The following is a 19,968-nucleotide window of genomic DNA, read 5'->3' as shown; positions in this document are numbered from 1 at the left end:
GCAGCCCACCGTATAATCTCCGTAGGCGCGCTCACGCCGGGGTGGCGGAACTGGCATTCGCGGCGGCCTCAAAAGCCGCTGGGCCGCAAGGTCCGTGCGGGTTCGACTCCCGCCCCCGGCACCAGGCCAAGACGCCATCCCCGATTCGGCCAACGCCGCCTCTCCGGTGCGCAGTCCGGTACGGGTCGTCAGACTGGCGGAGATCGGGTCGCATCAGGAATAGGCAGGTACTAGAATATACCAGATGACGACCGGCGATTCCCCCAGTCGCAAGCTCGTGCTGATCGATGCCAACGGCCTGGTCTACCGGGCCTTTTTCGCCCTGCCCTACATGACCACGGCCGACGGCCGGCCGACGAACGCCGTCTACGGCTTCACAACCATGCTCCTGAAGATCCTGGAGGAGGAGCGGCCCGACTACATCGCCGCGGCCTTCGACAAGGCCGCGCCCACCTTCCGCCACGCGACGTTCAAGGACTACAAGGCCACGCGCCAGCGCATGCCGGATGACCTGCGGCCGCAGCTGGCTGCGGCCAAGGAGATCCTGGAGGCCCTGGCCATCCCCGTCTACGAGGTCGCGGGCTACGAGGCCGACGACATCCTGGGCACCATGGCGCGGAAGGCGGCGGCCGAAGGCTTCGATGTCCTCATCGTCACCGGCGACCTGGACTGTCTGCAGCTGGTGGACACGAAGATCCGGGTAATGATGACCAGCCGCGGCATCACGGAGACGGTCATCTACGACGGGACCAGGGTCCGGGAGCGCTTCGGTTTCGACCCGGCGCGGCTGCCGGACTACAAGGGCCTCAAGGGGGACGCCACCGACAACCTGCCCGGCGTTCCGGGGGTGGGGGAGAAGACGGCCAGCCAGCTCATCCGGCAGTTCGGCGAGGTGGAACACCTCCTGGAGCACCTCGATCAACTGCCGCCCAAATTGAGGCAGGCGATCGGCCAGGCCGCCGAGCAGATCCTGCAGAGCAAGCACCTGGCGACGATCGTCACGGATGTGCCGATGGCCTGGAGGTGGGACGACCTCCGCCGCCGCCCACCGGACCGGACGCGGGTGCGGGAGCTGTTTACCGCGCTCGAGTTCAGGAGCTTGATCGATCGGGTCGGCGTGGTTCCCGAGCCGCGGCCGGAAGGGGTCTACGCGAAGGCGGCGTCGGCCGGGGAGCTGGCCCGGTGGGTGGGTGGTGCGGGGCCGGTGGGCGTGGTGCTGGTGCGAGGAGAGGGACACCCGCTGACGGCACGACTCGACGGCATCGCCCTCTCCAGGGCCCCCGGTGAGGCCCGGTACCTGCCGGTTGAGGATGCCTTTCCCGAAGAGCTCCGCCCGCTGATCGAGTCCGATGTGGCCAAGACGAGCGCGGACGTGAAGGCCGACCTCTTAACCCTGCGCCGCTTCGGCCTCCGGCCCCGCGGACTGGATTTCGACGTGGTTCTGGCCTCCTACCTGATGAACCCCGGCCGCCGGACGCACACCCTGGGGACGGCCTCCTGGGAGTTCCTGGGGTGGCGGCTGCGCTCGGAGGCGGAGCGGCCCGACGCCGCGGAGGGCGGGCTCGGCCTGAGCCGGGATGTGGCGGCGGAGGCGTGCGAGCAGGCCGACGTCCTGGCGCGCCTGCGGGGCGTCCTGACCGAGCGCATGCAGGAGCGCGAGGTCTTCGAGTTGTTCCGCACCATCGAGATGCCCCTGGCGGCCGTCCTGGCCGACATGGAGGCGGCCGGCGTGGCCGTGGATGTTCCGTACCTGCAGGAGCTCTCCGCGGAGCTGGACCGCCGGCTGGCCGATCTCAGCGAGGAGATCTACCGGCTGGCGGGGACCGAGTTCAACATCGGGTCGACGAAACAGCTCAGCTTCGTCCTCTTCCAGAAGCTGCAGCTGCCGGCGCTCAAGCGCACCAAGACCGGGTATTCCACCGACGCCGACGTCCTGGAGCAGCTGGCCCCCCAGCACGAGATCGTGGCCAAGATCCTCATGCACCGCGAGCTGAGCAAGCTGAAGCAGACCTACGTGGACGTCCTGCCGGCGGCGATCAACCCCCGGACCGGCCGTGTCCACGCCGTCTTCAACCAGACCGTGGCCGCGACGGGCCGGATCATCACCACCGACCCCAACCTGCAGAATATCCCGATCCGCACCGAGGAAGGCCGAAAGATCCGCCGGGCCATCGTGGCCGGTCCGGGCCATCTGCTGCTCGCCGCAGACTACTCCCAGATCGATCTGCGCGTCATGGCCCACGTCACCGGCGACCCCGGGTTGCTGGAGGCCTTCGCGCGCGGCGAGGACATTCACAGCGTTACCGCCGCGGAGATCTTCGGCGTGCCGCGGGAGGCGGTGACACCCGAGCTGCGCCGGCGGGCCAAGGTCATCGTCTTCGGGGTGGCCTACGGGATGACGGAGTTCGGCGTGGCCGCCCAGCTGGGGATCGGCAAGGACGAGGCCCGGGCCTACATCGAGCGCTACTATGCCCGCTATCCGAAGGTGCGCCAGTACATGGTGGAGATCGTCGAGCAGTGCCGGCGGGACGGGTACGTCACCACCCTCATGAACCGCCGCCGGTACATTCCCGAGATCCTCACCCGCAACCGTCCCATTCGCGAAGCGGCCGAGCGCACCGCCATCAACACCCCCATCCAGGGGGGCACCGCCGACATCATCAAAAAGGCGATGGTCGATCTGGCCCGCGACGTCCTGCCGCGGTTTCCCCGGGCGATGATGACCCTGCATGTGCACGACGAGCTGCTCTTTGAGGCGCCGGAAGCTGAGCTGCGCGCCCTGGCCCCCGAGGTCAAGCGGACGATGGAAGGGGCCTTCCCCCTGCGCGTGCCCCTCCGTGCCGACCTGCGCCTGGGCCCGAACTGGGCCGACATGAGTCCGCTGTGAAGGTGTTGGGCATCACCGGCGGTATCGCCACCGGGGTGACCCTGGTCGCCCGGATGTTCGGGGATCTGGGCGCCGTCGTCGTGGAGGCCGACGAAGTGTCCCGCGAGGTGGTCCGCCCGGGGTCGGAGGTCTATCGGGCCATCGTGGAGGCCTTCGGCCCCGAGGTGGTGGGTCCCGACGGCGCGCTGGACCGCCGCCGGCTCGGCCGGATCGTCTTCGGCGATCCGGCGGCCCGGACCCGGCTCAACGCCATCACCCACCCCGCCATCCGCCGCCGCCTCCGGGAGCGCATCGCAGAGATTCGTGGAGCGAGGCCGGACGCGGTCGTCGTCGTGGACCTCCCGCTGCTCCTGGACACCGTGGGGCCGGAGGCCTTCGATCTGGACGGCGTCATCGTGGTCACGGCCACCCCCGAGCAGCAGATCCATCGGGTGATGCGCCGCGACGGGCTGACCCAGGCGGAGGCGCAGCGCCGGCTCGAGGCGCAGCGCCCGGTGGCGCTCAAGGCCGCCGAAGCGGACTGGGTCATCGACAACTCCGGGACCGTGGCTGAGACGCGCGCCCAGGTCGAAGCCCTCTGGCGGCGGCTGACGGCCGCGAACACCTGATCGCTTCCCGGCGGTGCGCCGCGGCCCTCGTGCTGGCCGCCATGGCCCGCGGCGGCTGCAGGGGCCGGGTGGACCGCCCTTTCGACCCGATGCTATACTTTTTTTATGCTCTGTTGCCGGAGGGTGCTTCGCCGTGCCGCAGTTTGAGATGGTGACCGAGATGCCCCCCCGCGGCGATCAGCCCCAGGCGATCGCCCGGCTCGTGGAGAGCATCCGGAAGGGCCACCGCTACCAGACGCTGCTCGGGGTCACGGGATCCGGGAAGACGTACACCATGGCCAAGGTCATCGAGCAGATCCAGCGGCCCACCCTGGTCCTGGCCCACAACAAGACCCTGGCCGCGCAGCTCTACGGCGAGTTCCGTCAGTTCTTCCCCCACAACGCCGTCCGCTACTTCGTCTCCTACTACGACTACTACCAGCCGGAGGCCTACGTCCCCCAGACCGACCTCTACATTGCCAAGGACGCCTCGATCAACGACGAGATCGACCGGCTCCGGCACGCGGCGACCAAGGCGCTGATGGAGCGGCGGGATGTCATCGTCGTCGCCTCGGTCTCCTGCATCTACGGCCTGGGTCGGCCTGAGGACTACAAGGAGGTCATGCTGTTTGTCCGCAAGGGCGAGCGCCGCAGCCGGGAGGAGCTCCTGCGCCGGCTGGTCGACATCCAGTACGAGCGCAACGACATCGACTTTGCCCGCGGTCGCTTCCGGGTGCGCGGGGACGTCATCGAGGTCCATCCGGCCTACGAGGACCGCGCCGTGCGCATCGAGCTGTTCGGCGACGAGGTGGATCGGATCATGGAACTCCACCCCGTCACCGGGGAGATCCTCGAGGAGAAGACGGCCGTGGCCATCTGGCCGGCCAAGCACTGGGTGACCACGGAGGAGCGGCTGGCGCGGGCGCTGGAGAGCATCGAGGCCGAGCTGCGGGAACGGGTGGCGTGGTTCCGGGCGCAGGGGAAGCTGCTGGAAGCGCAGCGCCTGGAGTTTCGGACCAAGTACGACCTGGAACTGCTGCGCGAGGTCGGCTACTGCCCGGGCATCGAAAACTACTCCCGCCACCTGGACGGGCGGCGGCCGGGCGAGCGGCCGGGCTGCCTGCTGGATTACTTCCCCCGGGACTACCTGATGTTCATCGACGAGAGCCACGTCACGGTGCCGCAGGTGCACGGCATGCTGGAGGGCGATCGTTCACGCAAGCAGAACCTTGTTGAATTCGGCTTCCGGCTGCCCAGCGCCTACGACAACCGGCCGCTGTCCTGGGAGGAGTTCGAAACTCTGATCCACCAGGTGGTCTTCGTCTCGGCCACGCCCGCGGAGTACGAGCGGCGGGTCAGCCAGACCATTGTGGAGCAGATCGTCCGCCCCACCGGGCTGGTCGACCCCTACGTGGAGGTGCGCCCGGCCCGGGGGCAGATCGACGACCTGCTGGCGGAGATCAAAGCGCAGGTGGAGAAGGGCGAGCGCACCCTGGTCACCACGCTGACCAAGCGGATGGCCGAGGACCTCACCGCCTATCTCCAGGAGATGGGCCTGAAGGTCCACTACCTGCACTCCGAAGTGGAGACCCTGGACCGCGTCCAGATCCTGAAGGACCTGCGCCTGGGGACCTATGACGTTCTGGTGGGGATCAACCTGCTCCGCGAGGGCCTGGATCTGCCGGAAGTCTCGCTGGTGGCCATCCTCGACGCCGACCGCGAAGGCTACCTCCGCTCGGAGACCGCCCTCATCCAGACCATGGGGCGCGCCGCCCGCCACATCGGCGGGCGGGTGCTGCTCTACGCCGATGAGGTCACGGATTCGATGCGGCGCGCCATCGCCGAGACGAACCGCCGGCGCGAGATCCAGATCAGGTTCAACGAGGAGCACGGGATCACGCCGCAGTCCGTGGTCAAGCCCATCCGCGACCTCATTGACCTGGCCGAGGTGGCGGAAGAGGTCGCCGCCTACCAGCCCGAGCAGGAAGTCCTCACGGCGAAAGAGCTGATCACGCTGGCCGAGACGCAGCGGGCCAAAGTGCCCTGGGACATCGCGCGCCTGCTGATGCTCTCCCCCCAGGAACTGGAGCAGACCATTGCCTCGCTGGAGCGGGAGATGCGCCGGGCCGCGGCCGAGCTCCAGTTCGAGAAGGCGGCGGTGCTGCGCGACCAGATCAGCGAGCTGAAGAAGGGGCTGGGCGAGCCCTTCTTCGCCGGAGCCCGGGGCGGACGGGGGGCCGGCGGCCGGCGGGGCGGGCTGCGCCGGGGACGGGGACGGCTGCGCCCGGGCCGGACCTACTGAGGACACGGGGTCGGACAGTATGCCTCTGGACAAGATCGTCGTTCGCGGCGCCCGCGAGCATAACCTGAAGAACATCACCGTGGAGATCCCGCGGGACAAGTTCGTGGTGCTGACGGGCATCTCGGGCTCGGGGAAGTCGTCGCTGGCGTTCGACACGATCTACGCCGAGGGGCAGCGGAAGTACGTCGAGTCGCTCTCCGCTTATGCCCGGCAGTTCCTGGGGTTGATGGAGAAGCCCGACGTGGACCACATCGACGGGCTGTCGCCGGCGGTCTCCATCGACCAGAAGGGAGCGCCGCGCAACCCCCGCTCCACCGTCGGCACCGTGACCGAGATCTACGACTACCTGCGCCTGCTCTACGCCCGGATCGGCCAGCCCCACTGTCCCGTCTGCGACCGCCTGATCAGCCGCCAGTCGCGGGAGCAGATCGTGGAGCGGATCCTGGCTCTGCCCGAGGGCGCGCGGATCCAGGTCCTGGGCCCGGTGGTGCGGGGCCGTAAAGGGGAGTACCGGCAGCTCTTCGAGGACCTCCGCCGCCAGGGCTTTGCCCGCGTCCGCGTGGACGGCATCGTCTACGAGCTGGGCGAAGAGATTCCGCTGGACAAGAACAAGAAGCACTGGATCGAGGTCGTCGTGGATCGCATCGTCGTCCGGCCCGACGTCAAGGCGCGCCTGGCCGACTCCCTGGAGACGGCGTTGAAACTCGGGCAGGGGATGGTCTACGTCGATGTTTTGGAGGAGCATCCCGGGGGAGAGGAGCGGAAGGGCCGGCCCCGGCGGGCCCACGAGGATCCCACCGAGGGGTTGATGATCTTCAGCCAGCTCTTCGCCTGTCCCGAACACGGGTCGGTCCTGCCGGAGATCGAGCCGCGGGTCTTCTCCTTCAACAGCCCCTACGGGGCCTGCCCCACCTGCAGCGGGTTGGGTTTCCGGCAGGAGTTCGACGCCGATCTGGTCCTGGACTGGGACAAGTCGTTGAGCGACGGTGCGGTGGTGCCCTGGGCCAACTCCACCAGCGAGTACTACTACGAGCTGCTGCAGTCGCTGGCCGCCCACTACAAGGTGGATATGAAGACACCGCTGCGGCGGCTGCCCCGCGCCTTCATCGACGTGCTCCTCCACGGCAGCGCCCAGGAGTTCCGCGTCCGCTACCACAACCGGTGGGGCGCGCTGCGCGTCTACGAGACCAGGTTCGAGGGGGTGCTGCGCCAGCTGGAGCGGCGCTACCGGGAGACCGACTCCGAGTATCTGCGCGAGGAGTACGAGCAGTACATGACCACGCTGCCGTGCCCGAGCTGCCGGGGCGCGCGGCTGAAGAAGGAGTCCCTCAGTGTGCGGGTCGGCGGGAAGAACATCGCCGAGCTGACGGCGTTGACGGTGCGGCAGGCCCTGGACTTCTTCCACGCGCTGACGCTTTCCGAGCGCGAGCGACTGATCGCCCACCAGATCCTCAAGGAGATCAAGGCCCGGCTGGGGTTCCTGGTCAACGTGGGCCTGGACTACCTGACCCTGGACCGCACGGCCACCACCCTCTCCGGGGGCGAGGCGCAGCGGATCCGGCTGGCCACCCAGATCGGCTCCGGATTGATGGGCGTGCTCTACGTCCTGGACGAACCGAGCATCGGTCTGCACCAGCGGGACAACCGGCGGCTGATCGACACGCTGATGTCCCTCCGCGATCTGGGGAACACCATCCTGGTCGTGGAGCACGACGAGGAGACGATCCGCTCCGCGGACTGGGTCGTGGACATCGGTCCGGGGGCCGGAGCGCAGGGCGGCCACATCGTGGTCACCGGACCGCCGGAGGCGATCGCCGCCCATCCCCAGTCCCTCACCGGGCAGTACCTCTCCGGCCGCCGCGTCATCCCCATCCCGCCGCGCCGCCGCACCTCCAACGGCAACGCCCTCGTCGTCCGGGGCGCCCGGGAGCACAACCTCAAGAACATCGACGTCCGCTTCCCCCTCGGCGTCTTCATCGCCGTCACCGGGGTCTCGGGGTCGGGGAAGTCCACGCTGGTGGACGAGATCCTCTACCGGGCCCTTGCCGCCCGGCTGCACGGCGCCCGCCTCCGTCCCGGGGCGCACCTGCGGCTGGAGGGCGTGGAACACCTGGACAAGGTCATCAACATCGACCAGTCCCCCATCGGCCGCACCCCGCGCAGCAACCCGGCCACCTACACGAAGACCTTCGATCTGATCCGCGAGCTGTTCGCCCAGACCCCGGACGCCAGGATGCGCGGCTTCGGGCCGGGGCGGTTCTCCTTCAACGTGCGCGGCGGACGGTGCGAGGCCTGCGAGGGGGACGGCATCGTCCGCATCGAGATGCACTTCCTGCCCGACGTCTACGTGCCCTGCGAGGTGTGCAAGGGCAGCCGGTACAACCGTGAGACGCTGGAGGTGCTCTTCAAGGGCAAGAGCATCGCCGACGTCCTGGAGATGACGGTGGCCGAAGCGCTGCAGTTTTTCGAGCACATCCCGCGCCTCCGCCGGAAGCTCCAGACTCTGTTCGACGTGGGCCTCGGCTACATCAAGCTCGGGCAGCCGGCGACCACGCTGTCTGGCGGCGAGGCGCAGCGGGTGAAGCTGGCCGCGGAGCTGTCCCGCCGCGACACGGGGAAGACCTTCTACATCCTGGACGAACCCACGGTGGGGTTGCACTTTGCCGATGTGGAGCGCCTGCTGCAGGTGCTCCACCGGCTGGTGGACGCGGGCAACACGGTGGTGGTCATCGAGCACAACCTCGACGTGATCAAGACCGCGGACTGGGTCATCGACCTCGGTCCCGAGGGCGGGGATCTGGGCGGGCAGGTGATCGCGGAGGGCCCGCCGGAGGCCGTGGCCGAGGTGCCCCACTCCTACACGGGGCAGTTCCTGCGGCGGGTGCTGGCCTCGACCCCGGAGCTGGTGCTGGCCGGGAACGGTCGGCGGCGCAACGGCCGTGTCGCGGGGCGCCGGCGGTAGCGATCGCCGGGAGACGCTGCCGATGAAGATCGCGCGCTTCGAGATGGAGCGGTTCCAGTCCACGTGGGAGACCACCGTCGCCTACAACCTCTCCGAGAGCGGGATCCAGCCCCTCTCCCTGGCCGCCCTGGTCGATCACACCTGGGTGCAGGAGGTCCTGGCCCACCAGCCGCTCGGCTACGGCCACACCAACGGCAGCCCGGAACTGCGCGGCGAGATCGCCGGCCTCTACCACGGAGCGGGCCCGGAGAATGTCCTGGTGACGGCGGGCACGGCGGAGGCCAACTTCCTGGTGGCCTGGTCCCTGCTGGATCCCGGCGACGAGGCCGTGGTCATGTTGCCCAACTACATGCAGTTGCCCCTGCTGGCCCAAGCCTGGAGCGGCCTCGTGCGGGAGTGGTGGCTGCACCGAACGGATGGAGGGTGGGTCGCCGACGTGGACGAGCTGGCCGGCGCGGTGACGCCGCGGACCAAGGCGATCTTCCTCTGCCATCCCAACAACCCCACCGGGGCGGTGTTCTCCGTCGAGACGCTGAACGCCGTCTGCGCGGTGGCGGACCGGGTCGGGGCCTGGGTCGTGGCCGACGAAGTGTACCGCGGCGCAGAGCGCGACGGTCCTGCCACGCCGTCTTTCTGGGGGCGGTACCCGCGCACCGTGGTTACCGGTGGGCTGTCCAAGGCCTACGGACTGCCCGGACTGCGCATCGGGTGGATCGTCGCTCCGCCCGACGTGGTGCACACCTGCTGGGCCTACCACGACTTCACCACCATCGCCCCCGCCGTGCTGAGCGATCGGCTGGCCCTCATGGCCCTGCTGCCCCGCACCCGACAGCGTTTGCAGGCGCGCACGCGCCGGATCCTCACGGAGAACTTCGGGGTGCTGTCGTCCTGGATGGAGGGCCTGGCCGAGGAGCTCTCCTGGCACCCGCCGCAGGCCGGCGCCATCGCCTTCGTCCAGTACCGCGCCGCGATCAACTCCACCGTACTGGCGGAGCGGCTGCGGCGGGAGCAGGATGTCCTCGTCGTCCCCGGCGACCACTTCCAGATGGACGGCTACCTGCGGATCGGCTTTGGCATGGAACGACGGACCCTGGAGGAAGGCCTGGCCCGCACCGCGGCCCTGCTCCGGGGGCTCTGAAGGACGGCGCCTCATGGCCGTGGCCAACCTCGAGGACAAACTGAAGCTCGTCCCCGCCCGGCCCGGCGTCTACCTGATGAAGGACGGAGCCGGCCGGGTGATCTACGTGGGCAAGGCCGCCGTCCTGCGCCAGCGGGTCCGCCAGTACTTCCAGGACAGCGGCCATCTGGAGAGCCCCCGGATCCGCCATCTGATGAGCCGGATCGCCGACTTCGAGGTGATCGCCTGCGAGAACGAGGTCGAAGCGCTGATCCTGGAGACCAACCTGATCAAGCGGCACCGCCCCCTGTACAACGTGCGGATGGCCGACGACAAGGCCTTTCCCTACGTGAAGATCACCAACGAGGCCTTTCCCAAGATCCTCATGACCCGGCGGGTGCTCCGCGACGGCGCGCGCTACTTCGGCCCGTACCCCTATCACGAACCCAAACTCGTCCGCCGGACGATCCGCACCATCCGAAAGCTGTTCAAGCTGCGTTCCTGCGACATCGACATCACGCGGGACCTGCCGCGGCCCTGCCTGGACTACTACATCGGGCAGTGCACCGCCCCGTGCGTGGCCTGGGGCCCCGGGCCGGAGGCCTACGCCGAGCAGGTGCGACAGGCGGCGCTGTTCCTGGAGGGGAAGGCCTCCGCGCTCTTGGACGAACTGCGTCAGGAGATGACCCGTGCGGCGGAGGCCATGGCCTTCGAGCGCGCCGCCCAGCTGCGCGATCAGATCCAGGCCATGGAGGCGGTCTACGAGCGGCAGCGCATCGCCACCGCGGGTCTGGAAGACCGGGATGTCTTTGCCCTGGCCCAGGCGGGCCAGCTGGCCTGCGTCCAGGCCTTCTTCATCCGGGGCGGCCGCCTGCAGGGGCAGGAACACTTCATTCTGGAAGGCGCGGGCGGCGCCACCACCGGCGAGATCCTCTCCGAGTTCATCAAACAGTACTACCAGGATGCCCCCTCGCTGCCGCCGGAGGTCGTGCTCCAGGAAGCGGTGGAGGACGCCGAGCTCATCGCCACCTGGCTCGGCGACCGGCGGGGCGGTCGGGTCCAGGTGGTGGTCCCCCAGCGCGGGGATCGCCGACGGCTCGTGGAGATGGCGGCGGAGAACGCCGCGCTGTTCCTGCAGCACGAACGGGCCCGGCGGACCGGGCTGGAGGGCGCGGCGGTCAAGGAGCTCCAGGAGGTCCTCGGTCTGGAGACCCCGCCCTTCCGGATCGAGGCCTACGACATCAGCAACTTCCAGTCCGGCGAGTCCGTGGGGTCGATGGTGGTCTTCGAGGGCGGACGGCCCCTTAAGCGCGATTACCGGCGCTTCCGGATGAAGTGGACCGAGGGGCCCAACGACTACGCCATGCTCCAGGAGATGCTGCGGCGGCGGTTCGCCGCCGGCCGCGAGGAGCAGGAGCGCCTGGACCGCGACGAGCCGGTCCGGGTGAAGTGGTCGGTGCTGCCCGACCTCATCCTCATCGACGGCGGGCGGGGGCAACTGAACGCGGCGCGCGAGGTGCTCTTCGAGTACAACCACGCCATCCCGGCCGTGGCGCTGGCCAAGCAGGAAGAGCTCGTCGTGACCGCGGCCCACCCCGATCCCCTGCAGCTGCCGCGGGATTCCCACTCGCTGCAGCTGCTGCAGCGCCTCCGCGACGAGGCGCACCGCTTCGCCAACGCCTACCACCGCCGGCTCCGAGAACGGCGGGTGGTCTTCTCGGTCCTGGATGAAATCCGGGGGATCGGGGAGAAGCGCAAGCGCGACCTGATCCGCCGCTTCGGCTCGGTGCGCGCCATCCGCCAGGCCACCGTGGAGCAGATCGCCGAGGTGGTGGGCGCGAAGACCGCGCAGAAGGTCTTCGACTACCTGCAGGCGCACCCGGACGTCCGGTACCGGGACGAAGCGGTGCAGGAGTCCCGGTGACGGCGTCGGAGTTCGACGCCCCCTTCGCCGGGCGACCGGCCTGATCACGGCCTCTGGACGCCGCCCGCCCGCTTGACGGCCGGAGCCCTCGTGATAGAATAGCTATTAAAATGGCTATTCTTCGAGGGGCGGGTCATGCGCGTGGTCAACACCGTGGAACTGAAGAACCGCACCAACGAACTGCTGCGCGATGTCGTCGCGGGGGAGCCGGTCATCGTCACCCTGCACGGCAAGCCGGCCGCGGCGATCACCCGGCTCACGGAGGGGGAGCTGGCCGAATTCATCCTCAAGCACGCGGGCAGGGGTGGGGAGACCGGAGGGGCGCGGGGGCCGTGGCGATTCACCTCCCTGTCGACCTCGTTCGGCGAGGTGTACGTGGCCTACTCCGCCCGTGGCGTCTCCTGTGTCGACCTGGCGCCCGGCGATGAGGCGTTTCGCCGGACCTTTCGCCGGCGCTTCGGCGCGGAGGTAACCCGCGATCCCCATCCGCCCCGAAAGCTGGTCACGCTGCTGCGCGAGTTCTTCACGGACTTCAAGCCCTTCCGCGGTCCCGTGGACCTCTCGCTGGTTGGTCCCTTCCAGCGCCGCGTGCTCGAGCAGCTGCGCCGGATCCCCAGAGGGCAGATCCGGACCTACCGCGACATCGCCCGCGCGATCGGCCAGCCCGGCGCCACCCGGGCGGTGGGCACCGCCTGCGCCAGGAATCCGGTGCCCCTGATCATCCCCTGTCACCGCGTGGTGCGCAGCGACGGCGGGCTGGGAGGATACTCCCTGCGCGGTGGGCCCGCCTTCAAGCAGCAGCTGTTGGCCCGTGAGGGGGTCGATGTGAATCACCTCCGTATCGCCTGACCGATGCTCCAATATACGAACGTATGACCGCTTTCTTAATAATCTACACCATGGAGTTGACAGAATAGAAACCTTGTGCTAGCATTCTCTCAGGTTGCTTATTCTCATTAAAAAGCGACTTGGGAGAGTCTGATGCAGAACCGGTTCGTCAGCGAAATGCTGGGACGGCAGCGGCTCGCGGAGATGTATCAGGCGGCCGAGCGGGAGCGGCTCGTCCGGTCGGTAGAGCCTCGCGAGGAGCAGCGCCCCCTGTGGAAGCGGGTGCTGACCTGGGTCAGGGGCGGCCCGGAGGTCGTTGTGGTCGCGCCGGGCGAACCTCGCTGATGCCACAGGCTCCCGGGAAGTGCCCCGTCTGCGGATCCGACCTCGAGGTCATCCGGCTGCAGTGCGCCTCGTGCGGAACGGCGGTGGAAGGGCACTTCGAGCTGTCCAAGTTCACCCGGCTGACCCCCGAGCAGCTGGCCTTCCTGGAGCTGTTCCTGAAGGCCCGGGGGAACATCAAGGAGGTCGAGCGCGAACTCGGCCTGTCCTATCCCACCGTGCGCGCCCGGCTGGATGCTCTGCTGGCCGCGCTGGGCTACGCCGTGGAGCCCGACCGCCGGGCGGAATTGACGAAGCGTCGCGAGATCCTCGACGCCCTGGACGCCGGAAAAATCTCGGCGGAAGAGGCGCTGCGCCTGCTGCGCGAGCGCCGATGACGGAGGTCCCCGATGGACGAAGAGCGTGAGATGGTGCTGCGCATGCTGAAAGAGGGCAAGATCTCCGTCGAGGAGGCCGACGCCCTGCTGCAGGAGCTCGCCGATCAGTCGAAAGAGGCGCCGGAAGGCGGGCGGGAAGAAGGCCGCGCCGCATCCCGCCCGGGTGAGGATTTGGAAGGCGTGGATGTGCGGGTGGAGCTGCGCCGCGTGCTCAAAGAGCTCACAGAGTCCATCCCCAGAGAGGTGATGGATGAGATTCGCCGCACCCGCGAGGTCTTCCGTCCCACCTTCGTCGAGGTGCTGCGCGGGCTGCGGGGGTTGACGGAGGGACGCGCGGAGACCACGGCGGAGGAGGCGATGCGCCCGGGGGAAACGCTGGACCTGCGCCATGCCTGGGGGGACGTCCGCATCAGCGCCGCGGACGAGGGCCCGATGCGGCTCCGGGCGGTCAAGCGCGTGTGGGCCCTCACCGCGGAGGAGGCCCGGCGGGAGGCCGAGGCGCTCCCGGTGGAGGTCCGTCGCGACGGGTCCAGTGTGGTCGTGCACGTGCCGCGCCCCGCCGGGCGACGGGCCAGGGTGGATTTTGAGATCACCGTGCCGAGAGGCGTCGGGGCCCGGATTGATGTGGCCAAAGGCGATCTGTCGCTGGATCGAGTCGCCGGCGCGGAGCTCCACGTGGCGCGGGGAGATGTGCGGGTGGCCGGCCTGGAGGGAGCGCTGCGGGCCGATGTCGTCAGCGGCGACCTCGAGATCCGCCGGGTCGAGGGCGACGTCCGGGTGGACATCAAGAGCGGCGATGTGGCCGCCTCGGATATCCGCGGCCGGGTGGAGGGCCGCATCCTCAACGGCGACGTGGCGATCCAGGAGAGCCGGGGGGCCGCGCTGGACCTCGTCAACGGCGATGTGGACCTGCGGCGCGTGGCGGGACCGGTGGCGGTGACGACGAAAAGCGGCGATGTCAGGCTGGTCCACTCCCGCAGCACGGAGGTGAACGTCCGCACCCTCGCGGGGGAGGTCGAGATCGACCTGGAGGAACTGGTCCAGGGGGCCGTGGTCGTCGAGACCATCAGCGGAGACATCACGCTGGCCGTGCCGGCCGATTCCCGGGCGACGATCGACGCCTCCACGCGTTCGGGCAGCGTCTCGGTCGGGCTTCCCCTGACCGAGCAGACCGCCGGCGTCCGCAGCCTGCGGGGCGTGCTGAACGGGCCCGGGGCCACGGTGCGTCTGCTGGCGACGAGCGGAGACGTGGTGGTGCGGGGGCGATGACGGCGGAGGACCGGCTCCGCATTCTGGAGATGGTCCGCGACGGCAAGATCACGCCGGAGGACGGCGTGCGGCTGCTGGAGGAGCTGGACGGGCCGCCGGCCGGAGATCTGTCCCGGACGGTCCGGGTGAACATCCGGGATGCCGGAGGCAGCAAGCTGCAGGTGGCGCTGCCCGCCCGATTGGCCGTGTCGATCGGCGCCATGGTCCCGGAGAAGGTTCGGGCCCGCCTCCTGGCCCGGGGCATCGACCTGGAGGGAGTCCTCAGAGCCGTCCAGCAGGGGACCTCGCGCGGGCCCCTCGTGGATATCAAGGACGCGGGGGGGACGGTGGTGGAGGTTATCGTGGAATGACCCCACCTGAGTTCGCGGTGGAGCTGGAGCACCTGACGAAGCGCTTCCCCGTGCGCAGCGTACGCGAGAACGGCGCGCGCCGCCGCCCCGTGCAGTCCGAGATCCGGGCCGTGGACGGGATCGACCTGCAGATCCGTCGCGGCGAGCTGTTCGGCCTGCTCGGGCCCAACGGCGCCGGCAAGACCACGACCATCCGTATGCTCTGCACGCTCCTCCTCCCGACGGCGGGGCGGGCCCGCGTCTGGGGCATCGACGTCGTCGCCCACCCCGAGGAGGTCCGCCGGCACCTCGGCGTGGTCCTCACCGGCGAGCGGTCCGTGTACTGGAAACTCACCGGGCGCGAGAACCTCGAGTATTTCGCCGCCCTCTATCAGGTCCCGCGGGCTGTGGCCCGGAGGAGGATCGCCGATCTGCTGGACCGGGTCGGTCTCGCCGCCCGGGCCGACGACCTCGTCGAGCGCTACAGCACCGGCATGCGCCAGCGGCTGGCGCTGATCAAGGCCATGGTGCACGACCCCCCGGTGCTCCTGCTGGACGAACCGACGACGGGGCTGGACCCGCAGGCCGCGCGCAACATCCGCGACCTGATTCGGCAACTCCACGCCTCGGGCAAGACGATCATCCTCACGACGCACTACATGGAAGAGGCCGACCAGCTCAGCGAGCGTATCGGGATCATCGACCACGGCCGGATCATCGCCCTGGACACACCCCAGTCCCTGAAGCGGTCCCTGGGGCAGGGGCCGGTGCTGCGGTGTGAAGTGCAGGGTTGGCGCGACGACCTGGAGCCGACGTTGCGAAGTCTGCCCGGCGTGACGGCGGTGTCGCTGGGCGGGGCGAACGCGGACGGCGCGCGGGAGCTCATCCTGCGCCTGAGCGACTCCGCCAGCGCGCTGCCGCGGGCGGTGGACACCATCACCCGGAGCGGCGGCCAGGTGCGGTACCTGCAGATGGTGGAGACCTCGCTGGAGGATGTGTTTATCGCCCTGACCGGGCGGCGACTCCGCGACTAGATCGGAGGCCACATGGCCGAGGCCGGGACGCCCGCCGGGCGCTCGCTGTGGGCCGGGGCCCTCGCGTTCCTGTGGGTCCTGCTGTCGCCGGTGCGATCCCTCAGGGTGATCCCCCACCATGCGGAATGACCTCGTCACAATCTGGGCCTGGATGTGGCTGAATATCACGCTGTGGGGCGTGGGGACGAGCCTGCGCCTGGATCAGCTCCGGGGGTGCTGGAGTCGAACTGGCTGACGCCGGCCCCACGCTTCGCGCTGCTCCTCGGCATCGCCGCGAGCCATGCCGTCCTGGCCCTGGCCTTTCTGGCCATCAGCCTCATGGAGTTCTCCCTCGTGCTGGGGATCCGGTTTTCCGCGGACTACGGGGGGGCGCTGGCGGTCCTGGCGCTGACTCAATCTATCTCTCGCGTGGTCGAGCCCGTCGGCTGGCTGCTGCCGGTGTACTCCCTCAGCCGGACGTTCTCCCAAGGCGGGTCCGCGCCGGGATTCGCGGCATGGACGGGCACCGGTGACGACATGGCGTTTGTCGTCGTCGGATGGATGCTCTCCGCCTACGTCTCGGCCGTGATGTGGGGCATGGGGTTTTCGTTGAAGACGGAGATGGACCAGGGCGTGCTGGAGGCCAACTGGGTCGCGCCCGCCTCGCCGGCCGTGCTGCTCGTGGGCCGGACCCTGGCCAGCCTCGCCGTGACGACGTGCACCGCCGCCGGATTCGCCGTGCTGGCGATGTGGATCTTCGGCCTGTCGCTCCGCGGTCAGATCCTGCCGGCGGTGGGATTCGCCCTGCCCGTGGTGGTCGGGCTCTGCGGACTGGGCTTCATGCTTGCCGGGATCGTCCTCCGCCTGCGCGACGCCGACACCCTGATCGATGTGAGCCACTTCACCCTCGGCCTGCTGAGTGGTCGCGATTACCCGATCTTCGTCCTCCCCCGGCCGATGGTGCTGCTGTCGCTGGTCCTGCCGCTGACCTACGGCTACGACGGCATCCGGGCCCTGCTGCTTGGAACCACGCCGATTCTTCCGCTGCCCCTGCAGGCCGCGGTGGGCGGACTGTTCATGGTGCTAATGGTCGTGGCCGGGCTGGGAATGCTGCGGCGGCTCGAGTATCGCAGCCGGCTGGACGGATCGCTCGGCCAGCACTGATCCCCGCGCCGGGTCGGTGCCGGAATAGCCCTCTGTTATGATGGCGTTGTGACCGGCGTGATCCACCGTGCCGTCCGGGCCTGGGCGCTCGCCCCGCTGGCGAGGCCGGGTGAGCCCCGCGAGACGACCTTTCAGAAGATCCGCCTGATCGGTCCGGAGGATGCGCTCCGCGCCGCCGCGGCATCCTTCCGCGCCGAGTCCGGATGGTCGTCGCCGGTGGGGCCGGCCGGGGTCGCCGACGACGGCCAGTGGGCGCTCGTCCTGGCCGGGACGCTCAGTCAACTCGATCGCCTGGCCGCTCGCGCCGGGGGGGCGGTGGGGGCCGCCCTGCGCGAGGTCCTGGCCAGGATCGGGACTCCGCCGCCCAGGATGACGCTCGGCTCCTTCACCTTCGACTTCGCCGCGCGCCTCTATATCGCCGGCATCCTGAACAACACCCCGGACTCCTTCTTTGACCGCGGCCGGGATTTCGGGATGGATGCGGCGCTGCGGCGGGCGGAGGAGATCGTGCGCCAGGGCGCCGATCTCATCGAGGTCGGCGGAGAGTCGGCGCAGCAGGGCGTCCCGTTGCCGGCGGCCGAGGAGATCGGCCGCGTCGCCCCCCTGGTGCGGGAACTGACCCGACGCTTCCCGCTGCCGGTGGCCGTGGACACCTACAAGGCCGAGGTGGCCCGGGCCGCGATCGACGCCGGGGCGGTCCTGATCAACGACATCAGCGGGGCGAACGACCCGCGGATGGCGGAGGTCGTCAGGGCGGGCGGGGCGGGGCTGGTGATCATGCACCTCCACGGCCGCCCCAAGCAGCACTACGAAGATGTGCCCGTGCCGTCGATGATGGACTGGGTGGCGGCGTTCCTGGCGCGGCGGATCGACGACCTCGTCGCCCGCGGGGTGCCCCGGGACCGCCTGCTGGTCGATCCCGGGCTGAACTTCGGCAAGCATCCGGCCCGCGATCTGGAGCTGATGCGGCGGCTGCCCGAACTGCGCAGCCTGGGCTGTCCCATCTTCGTCGCCACCTCGCGCAAGGACTACATCCGCGACCTGCTGCGACTGCATCCCGACGAGCTGCTGGAGGGCACCGCGGCGGCCGTGGCGTTCGCCGCGGCCCAGGGCGCCAACATGCTCCGGGTGCACGATGTGCAGGTCATGGTGCGCGTGGCCCGGATGATGGAGTTCTTCCTCGGTCACCGCAGGGTCCCGACTCCCGAGGAGGCTGGTCAGCATGGACAAATCGGTCATTGAACGGGCGGTGCGGGATATCATCGTCGCCATCGGCGAGGATCCCGGCCGCGAGGGGCTGCGGGATACCCCCCGGCGCATCGCCGAGATGTACGGGGAGTTGTTCAGCGGACTGGGGCAGGATCCCGGCGAGTTGCTCGAGGTCGGGTTCGACGACGAAAACCATCACGAGATGGTCGTGGTCAAAGACATTCCCTTTGACTCCCTCTGCGAGCATCACTTCCTGCCCTTCCACGGCCTGGCGCACGTCGGCTACATCCCCCAGGGGCGCCTCCTGGGCGTGAGCAAGGTGGCGCGCCTCGTGGAGATCCTGGCCCGGCGGCCCCAGGTGCAGGAACGGCTCACCTCGCAGATCGCGGACTTCCTGTGCGAGGGAGGGTTGAAGGCCCGCGGGGCCGCGGTCGTCATCGAAGCCACCCATACCTGCATGACGATGCGCGGGGTGAGAAAGCCGGGTAGCCTCGTCGTCACCTCCGCGACGCGCGGCCTCTTCCGCGAGGATGCACGCACGCGGGCCGAGTTCTTCTCGATCGTGGAGGGAAAGCGCTAGCATCGATGGCCCGGGTGGAGGGCGCGCGCCGGATACAGGCGGCGGGTGAGCGGCCCGGGGCGACGTGGCCGGTTCTGGCCGTCCTGGGCACGGCGCTGGTCCTTTTCGCCGTCGGCAGCGCCGCCGTCGGGTCGGTGCGCCTTCCCCCGGCGGCGGTCCTCGGGGCGCTCGGGGTGGGCCCGGCCGCGGACGAGGTCACACGCACCATCGTCCTGCAGGTGCGGCTGCCCCGGATCGCGCTGGCCGCCGTGGTGGGGGTGGCGCTGGCCGCCTCGGGGACGGTACTGCAGGGAGTGTTCCGCAATCCGATGGCCGACCCGTACATCATCGGCGTCTCCGCGGGGGCGGCCCTCGGGGCCACGGCGGCCATCGTCTTCGGCTTCACCATCCCGCTGCTCGGCGTCGGCGGCGTGAGCCTGGCGGCGTTCGCCGGAGCCGTGCTCGTCACCCTCCTCGTCTACCGGCTGGCCTGGTTCCGGGGCGAGGTGGTGGTCGAGCACCTCCTGCTGGCCGGGGTGGCCGTCGGCGCCTTTCTCGCCGCGGTCATCTCCGCGATGCAGCTGCTCGGCGGCGAGAGCCTGCAGCAGGTGATCTTCTGGCTGATGGGCGGATTCGGCGGACGGTCCTGGCCCCACGTGCTACTGACGGCGCCCTACGTCGCCGCGGGCTATCTGATCGCCTGGACGCGGGCCCGTGACCTGAACCTGCTGGTCCTGGGCGATGAGACGGCCCGCTCGCTGGGGGCGCAGCCCGGACAGGCGCGTGCCGCCCTGATCGCGGCCGCCTCCCTGATGGCCGCGGCGGCGGTGGCCGCGAGCGGCCTGATCGGCTTCGTCGGACTGGTGGTGCCGCACCTTTTGCGGCTGGTGGTGGGACCCGACCACCGGCGTCTGCTGCCGGCCGCGGCGCTGGCCGGGGGGTGCACGATGCTGGTCGCCGACGCGGTCGCCCGGGCTGCCGCCGCCCCGGGAGAGATCCCCGTCGGGATCGTGACGGCGGCGCTCGGCGCGCCGTTCTTCCTCTATCTGCTGCGCACCCAGCGCCGGCGCACCTTCTGGTCCTGACCCTGTGCTACAAT

The 19,968-nt window shown here is 69.6% G+C and carries 16 protein-coding genes and 1 tRNA gene; all 17 read left to right on the top strand.

Going from position 1 to position 19,968, the window contains the following annotated elements; all coding sequences use genetic code 11:
• Window positions 1-35 precede the first annotated feature (35 nt).
• The 17 genes from QN141_02970 to QN141_02890 all read left to right on the top strand — a co-directional run bounded on the left by QN141_02970 (window position 36) and on the right by QN141_02890 (window position 19,954).
• Window positions 36-124, top strand: a tRNA-Leu gene (locus QN141_02970).
• Window positions 125-244: 120 nt separating this feature from the next.
• Window positions 245-2,887, top strand: coding sequence for a DNA polymerase I (gene polA / locus QN141_02965; GenBank protein ID MDR7557426.1), 2,643 nt, complete (start codon window positions 245-247; stop codon window positions 2,885-2,887).
• Window positions 2,884-3,495, top strand: coding sequence for a dephospho-CoA kinase (gene coaE / locus QN141_02960; GenBank protein ID MDR7557425.1), 612 nt, complete (start codon window positions 2,884-2,886; stop codon window positions 3,493-3,495). Before polA ends, coaE begins: the two co-directional genes overlap by 4 nt.
• 133 nt (window positions 3,496-3,628) lie before the next feature.
• A complete protein-coding gene (gene uvrB, locus QN141_02955; protein MDR7557424.1) occupies window positions 3,629-5,776 on the top strand; it encodes an excinuclease ABC subunit UvrB in 2,148 nt (715 codons plus the stop codon).
• 19 nt (window positions 5,777-5,795) lie between these two features.
• The gene (uvrA, locus tag QN141_02950; protein MDR7557423.1) at window positions 5,796-8,738 is read left to right on the top strand and encodes an excinuclease ABC subunit UvrA; all 2,943 of its coding nucleotides are present in this window, start codon (window positions 5,796-5,798) and stop codon (window positions 8,736-8,738) included.
• Window positions 8,739-8,760: 22 nt separating this feature from the next.
• Window positions 8,761-9,876: an aminotransferase class I/II-fold pyridoxal phosphate-dependent enzyme gene (locus QN141_02945; GenBank protein MDR7557422.1), complete on the top strand. Its 1,116-nt coding sequence runs from the start codon at window positions 8,761-8,763 to the stop codon at window positions 9,874-9,876.
• 13 nt (window positions 9,877-9,889) lie between these two features.
• A complete protein-coding gene (gene uvrC, locus QN141_02940) occupies window positions 9,890-11,779 on the top strand; it encodes an excinuclease ABC subunit UvrC (GenBank protein ID MDR7557421.1) in 1,890 nt (629 codons plus the stop codon).
• 135 nt (window positions 11,780-11,914) lie between these two features.
• The gene (locus QN141_02935) at window positions 11,915-12,628 is read left to right on the top strand and encodes a type II toxin-antitoxin system prevent-host-death family antitoxin (protein MDR7557420.1); all 714 of its coding nucleotides are present in this window, start codon (window positions 11,915-11,917) and stop codon (window positions 12,626-12,628) included.
• Window positions 12,629-12,760: 132 nt separating this feature from the next.
• Complete coding sequence (locus tag QN141_02930; GenBank protein ID MDR7557419.1) at window positions 12,761-12,952, top strand: hypothetical protein; 192 nt, start codon at window positions 12,761-12,763, stop codon at window positions 12,950-12,952.
• Window positions 12,952-13,326: a DUF2089 domain-containing protein gene (locus tag QN141_02925; GenBank protein ID MDR7557418.1), complete on the top strand. Its 375-nt coding sequence runs from the start codon at window positions 12,952-12,954 to the stop codon at window positions 13,324-13,326. The genes QN141_02930 and QN141_02925 overlap by 1 nt, the downstream gene beginning before the upstream one ends.
• 12 nt (window positions 13,327-13,338) lie before the next feature.
• Window positions 13,339-14,595, top strand: coding sequence for a DUF4097 family beta strand repeat-containing protein (locus QN141_02920; GenBank protein ID MDR7557417.1), 1,257 nt, complete (start codon window positions 13,339-13,341; stop codon window positions 14,593-14,595).
• A complete protein-coding gene (locus QN141_02915; GenBank protein ID MDR7557416.1) occupies window positions 14,592-14,945 on the top strand; it encodes a hypothetical protein in 354 nt (117 codons plus the stop codon). The genes QN141_02920 and QN141_02915 overlap by 4 nt, the downstream gene beginning before the upstream one ends.
• Window positions 14,942-15,958, top strand: a complete 1,017-nt coding sequence (locus QN141_02910; protein ID MDR7557415.1) for an ATP-binding cassette domain-containing protein — start codon at window positions 14,942-14,944, stop codon at window positions 15,956-15,958. The genes QN141_02915 and QN141_02910 overlap by 4 nt, the downstream gene beginning before the upstream one ends.
• A 213-nt stretch (window positions 15,959-16,171) precedes the next feature.
• Window positions 16,172-17,101 (top strand): ABC transporter permease, encoded by a 930-nt coding sequence (locus tag QN141_02905; protein ID MDR7557414.1) that lies wholly within the window; start codon window positions 16,172-16,174, stop codon window positions 17,099-17,101.
• A 48-nt stretch (window positions 17,102-17,149) separates the two neighbouring features.
• On the top strand, window positions 17,150-18,343 hold the full coding sequence (gene folP, locus QN141_02900; protein MDR7557413.1) for a dihydropteroate synthase: 1,194 nt from the start codon (window positions 17,150-17,152) through the stop codon (window positions 18,341-18,343).
• Window positions 18,324-18,890 (top strand): GTP cyclohydrolase I FolE, encoded by a 567-nt coding sequence (gene folE / locus QN141_02895; GenBank protein ID MDR7557412.1) that lies wholly within the window; start codon window positions 18,324-18,326, stop codon window positions 18,888-18,890. The genes folP and folE overlap by 20 nt, the downstream gene beginning before the upstream one ends.
• A gap of 5 nt (window positions 18,891-18,895) precedes the next feature.
• Entirely contained in the window at window positions 18,896-19,954 is a 1,059-nt protein-coding gene (locus QN141_02890; GenBank protein MDR7557411.1) for an iron chelate uptake ABC transporter family permease subunit, read from the top strand.
• The last annotated feature ends 14 nt before the right edge of the window (window positions 19,955-19,968 follow it).

Source organism: Armatimonadota bacterium (assembly GCA_031459765.1).
GTDB lineage: Bacteria > Sysuimicrobiota > Sysuimicrobiia > Sysuimicrobiales > Kaftiobacteriaceae > Kaftiobacterium > Kaftiobacterium secundum.
This window is presented reverse-complemented; position numbering and strand designations above follow the sequence as displayed.

Excerpts from the sequence above, each read along its gene's own strand:
- polA (MDR7557426.1), top strand. The coding sequence starts at position 245 with ATGACGACCGGCGATTCCCCCAGTCGCAAGCTCGTGCTGATCGATGCC.
- uvrA (MDR7557423.1), top strand. The coding sequence starts at position 5,796 with ATGCCTCTGGACAAGATCGTCGTTCGCGGCGCCCGCGAGCATAACCTG.
- QN141_02945 (MDR7557422.1), top strand. The coding sequence starts at position 8,761 with ATGAAGATCGCGCGCTTCGAGATGGAGCGGTTCCAGTCCACGTGGGAG.
- uvrC (MDR7557421.1), top strand. The coding sequence starts at position 9,890 with ATGGCCGTGGCCAACCTCGAGGACAAACTGAAGCTCGTCCCCGCCCGG.
- QN141_02935 (MDR7557420.1), top strand. The coding sequence starts at position 11,915 with ATGCGCGTGGTCAACACCGTGGAACTGAAGAACCGCACCAACGAACTG.
- QN141_02930 (MDR7557419.1), top strand. The coding sequence starts at position 12,761 with ATGCAGAACCGGTTCGTCAGCGAAATGCTGGGACGGCAGCGGCTCGCG.
- QN141_02925 (MDR7557418.1), top strand. The coding sequence starts at position 12,952 with ATGCCACAGGCTCCCGGGAAGTGCCCCGTCTGCGGATCCGACCTCGAG.
- QN141_02920 (MDR7557417.1), top strand. The coding sequence starts at position 13,339 with ATGGACGAAGAGCGTGAGATGGTGCTGCGCATGCTGAAAGAGGGCAAG.
- QN141_02915 (MDR7557416.1), top strand. The coding sequence starts at position 14,592 with ATGACGGCGGAGGACCGGCTCCGCATTCTGGAGATGGTCCGCGACGGC.
- QN141_02910 (MDR7557415.1), top strand. The coding sequence starts at position 14,942 with ATGACCCCACCTGAGTTCGCGGTGGAGCTGGAGCACCTGACGAAGCGC.
- folE (MDR7557412.1), top strand. The coding sequence starts at position 18,324 with ATGGACAAATCGGTCATTGAACGGGCGGTGCGGGATATCATCGTCGCC.
- QN141_02890 (MDR7557411.1), top strand. The coding sequence starts at position 18,896 with ATGGCCCGGGTGGAGGGCGCGCGCCGGATACAGGCGGCGGGTGAGCGG.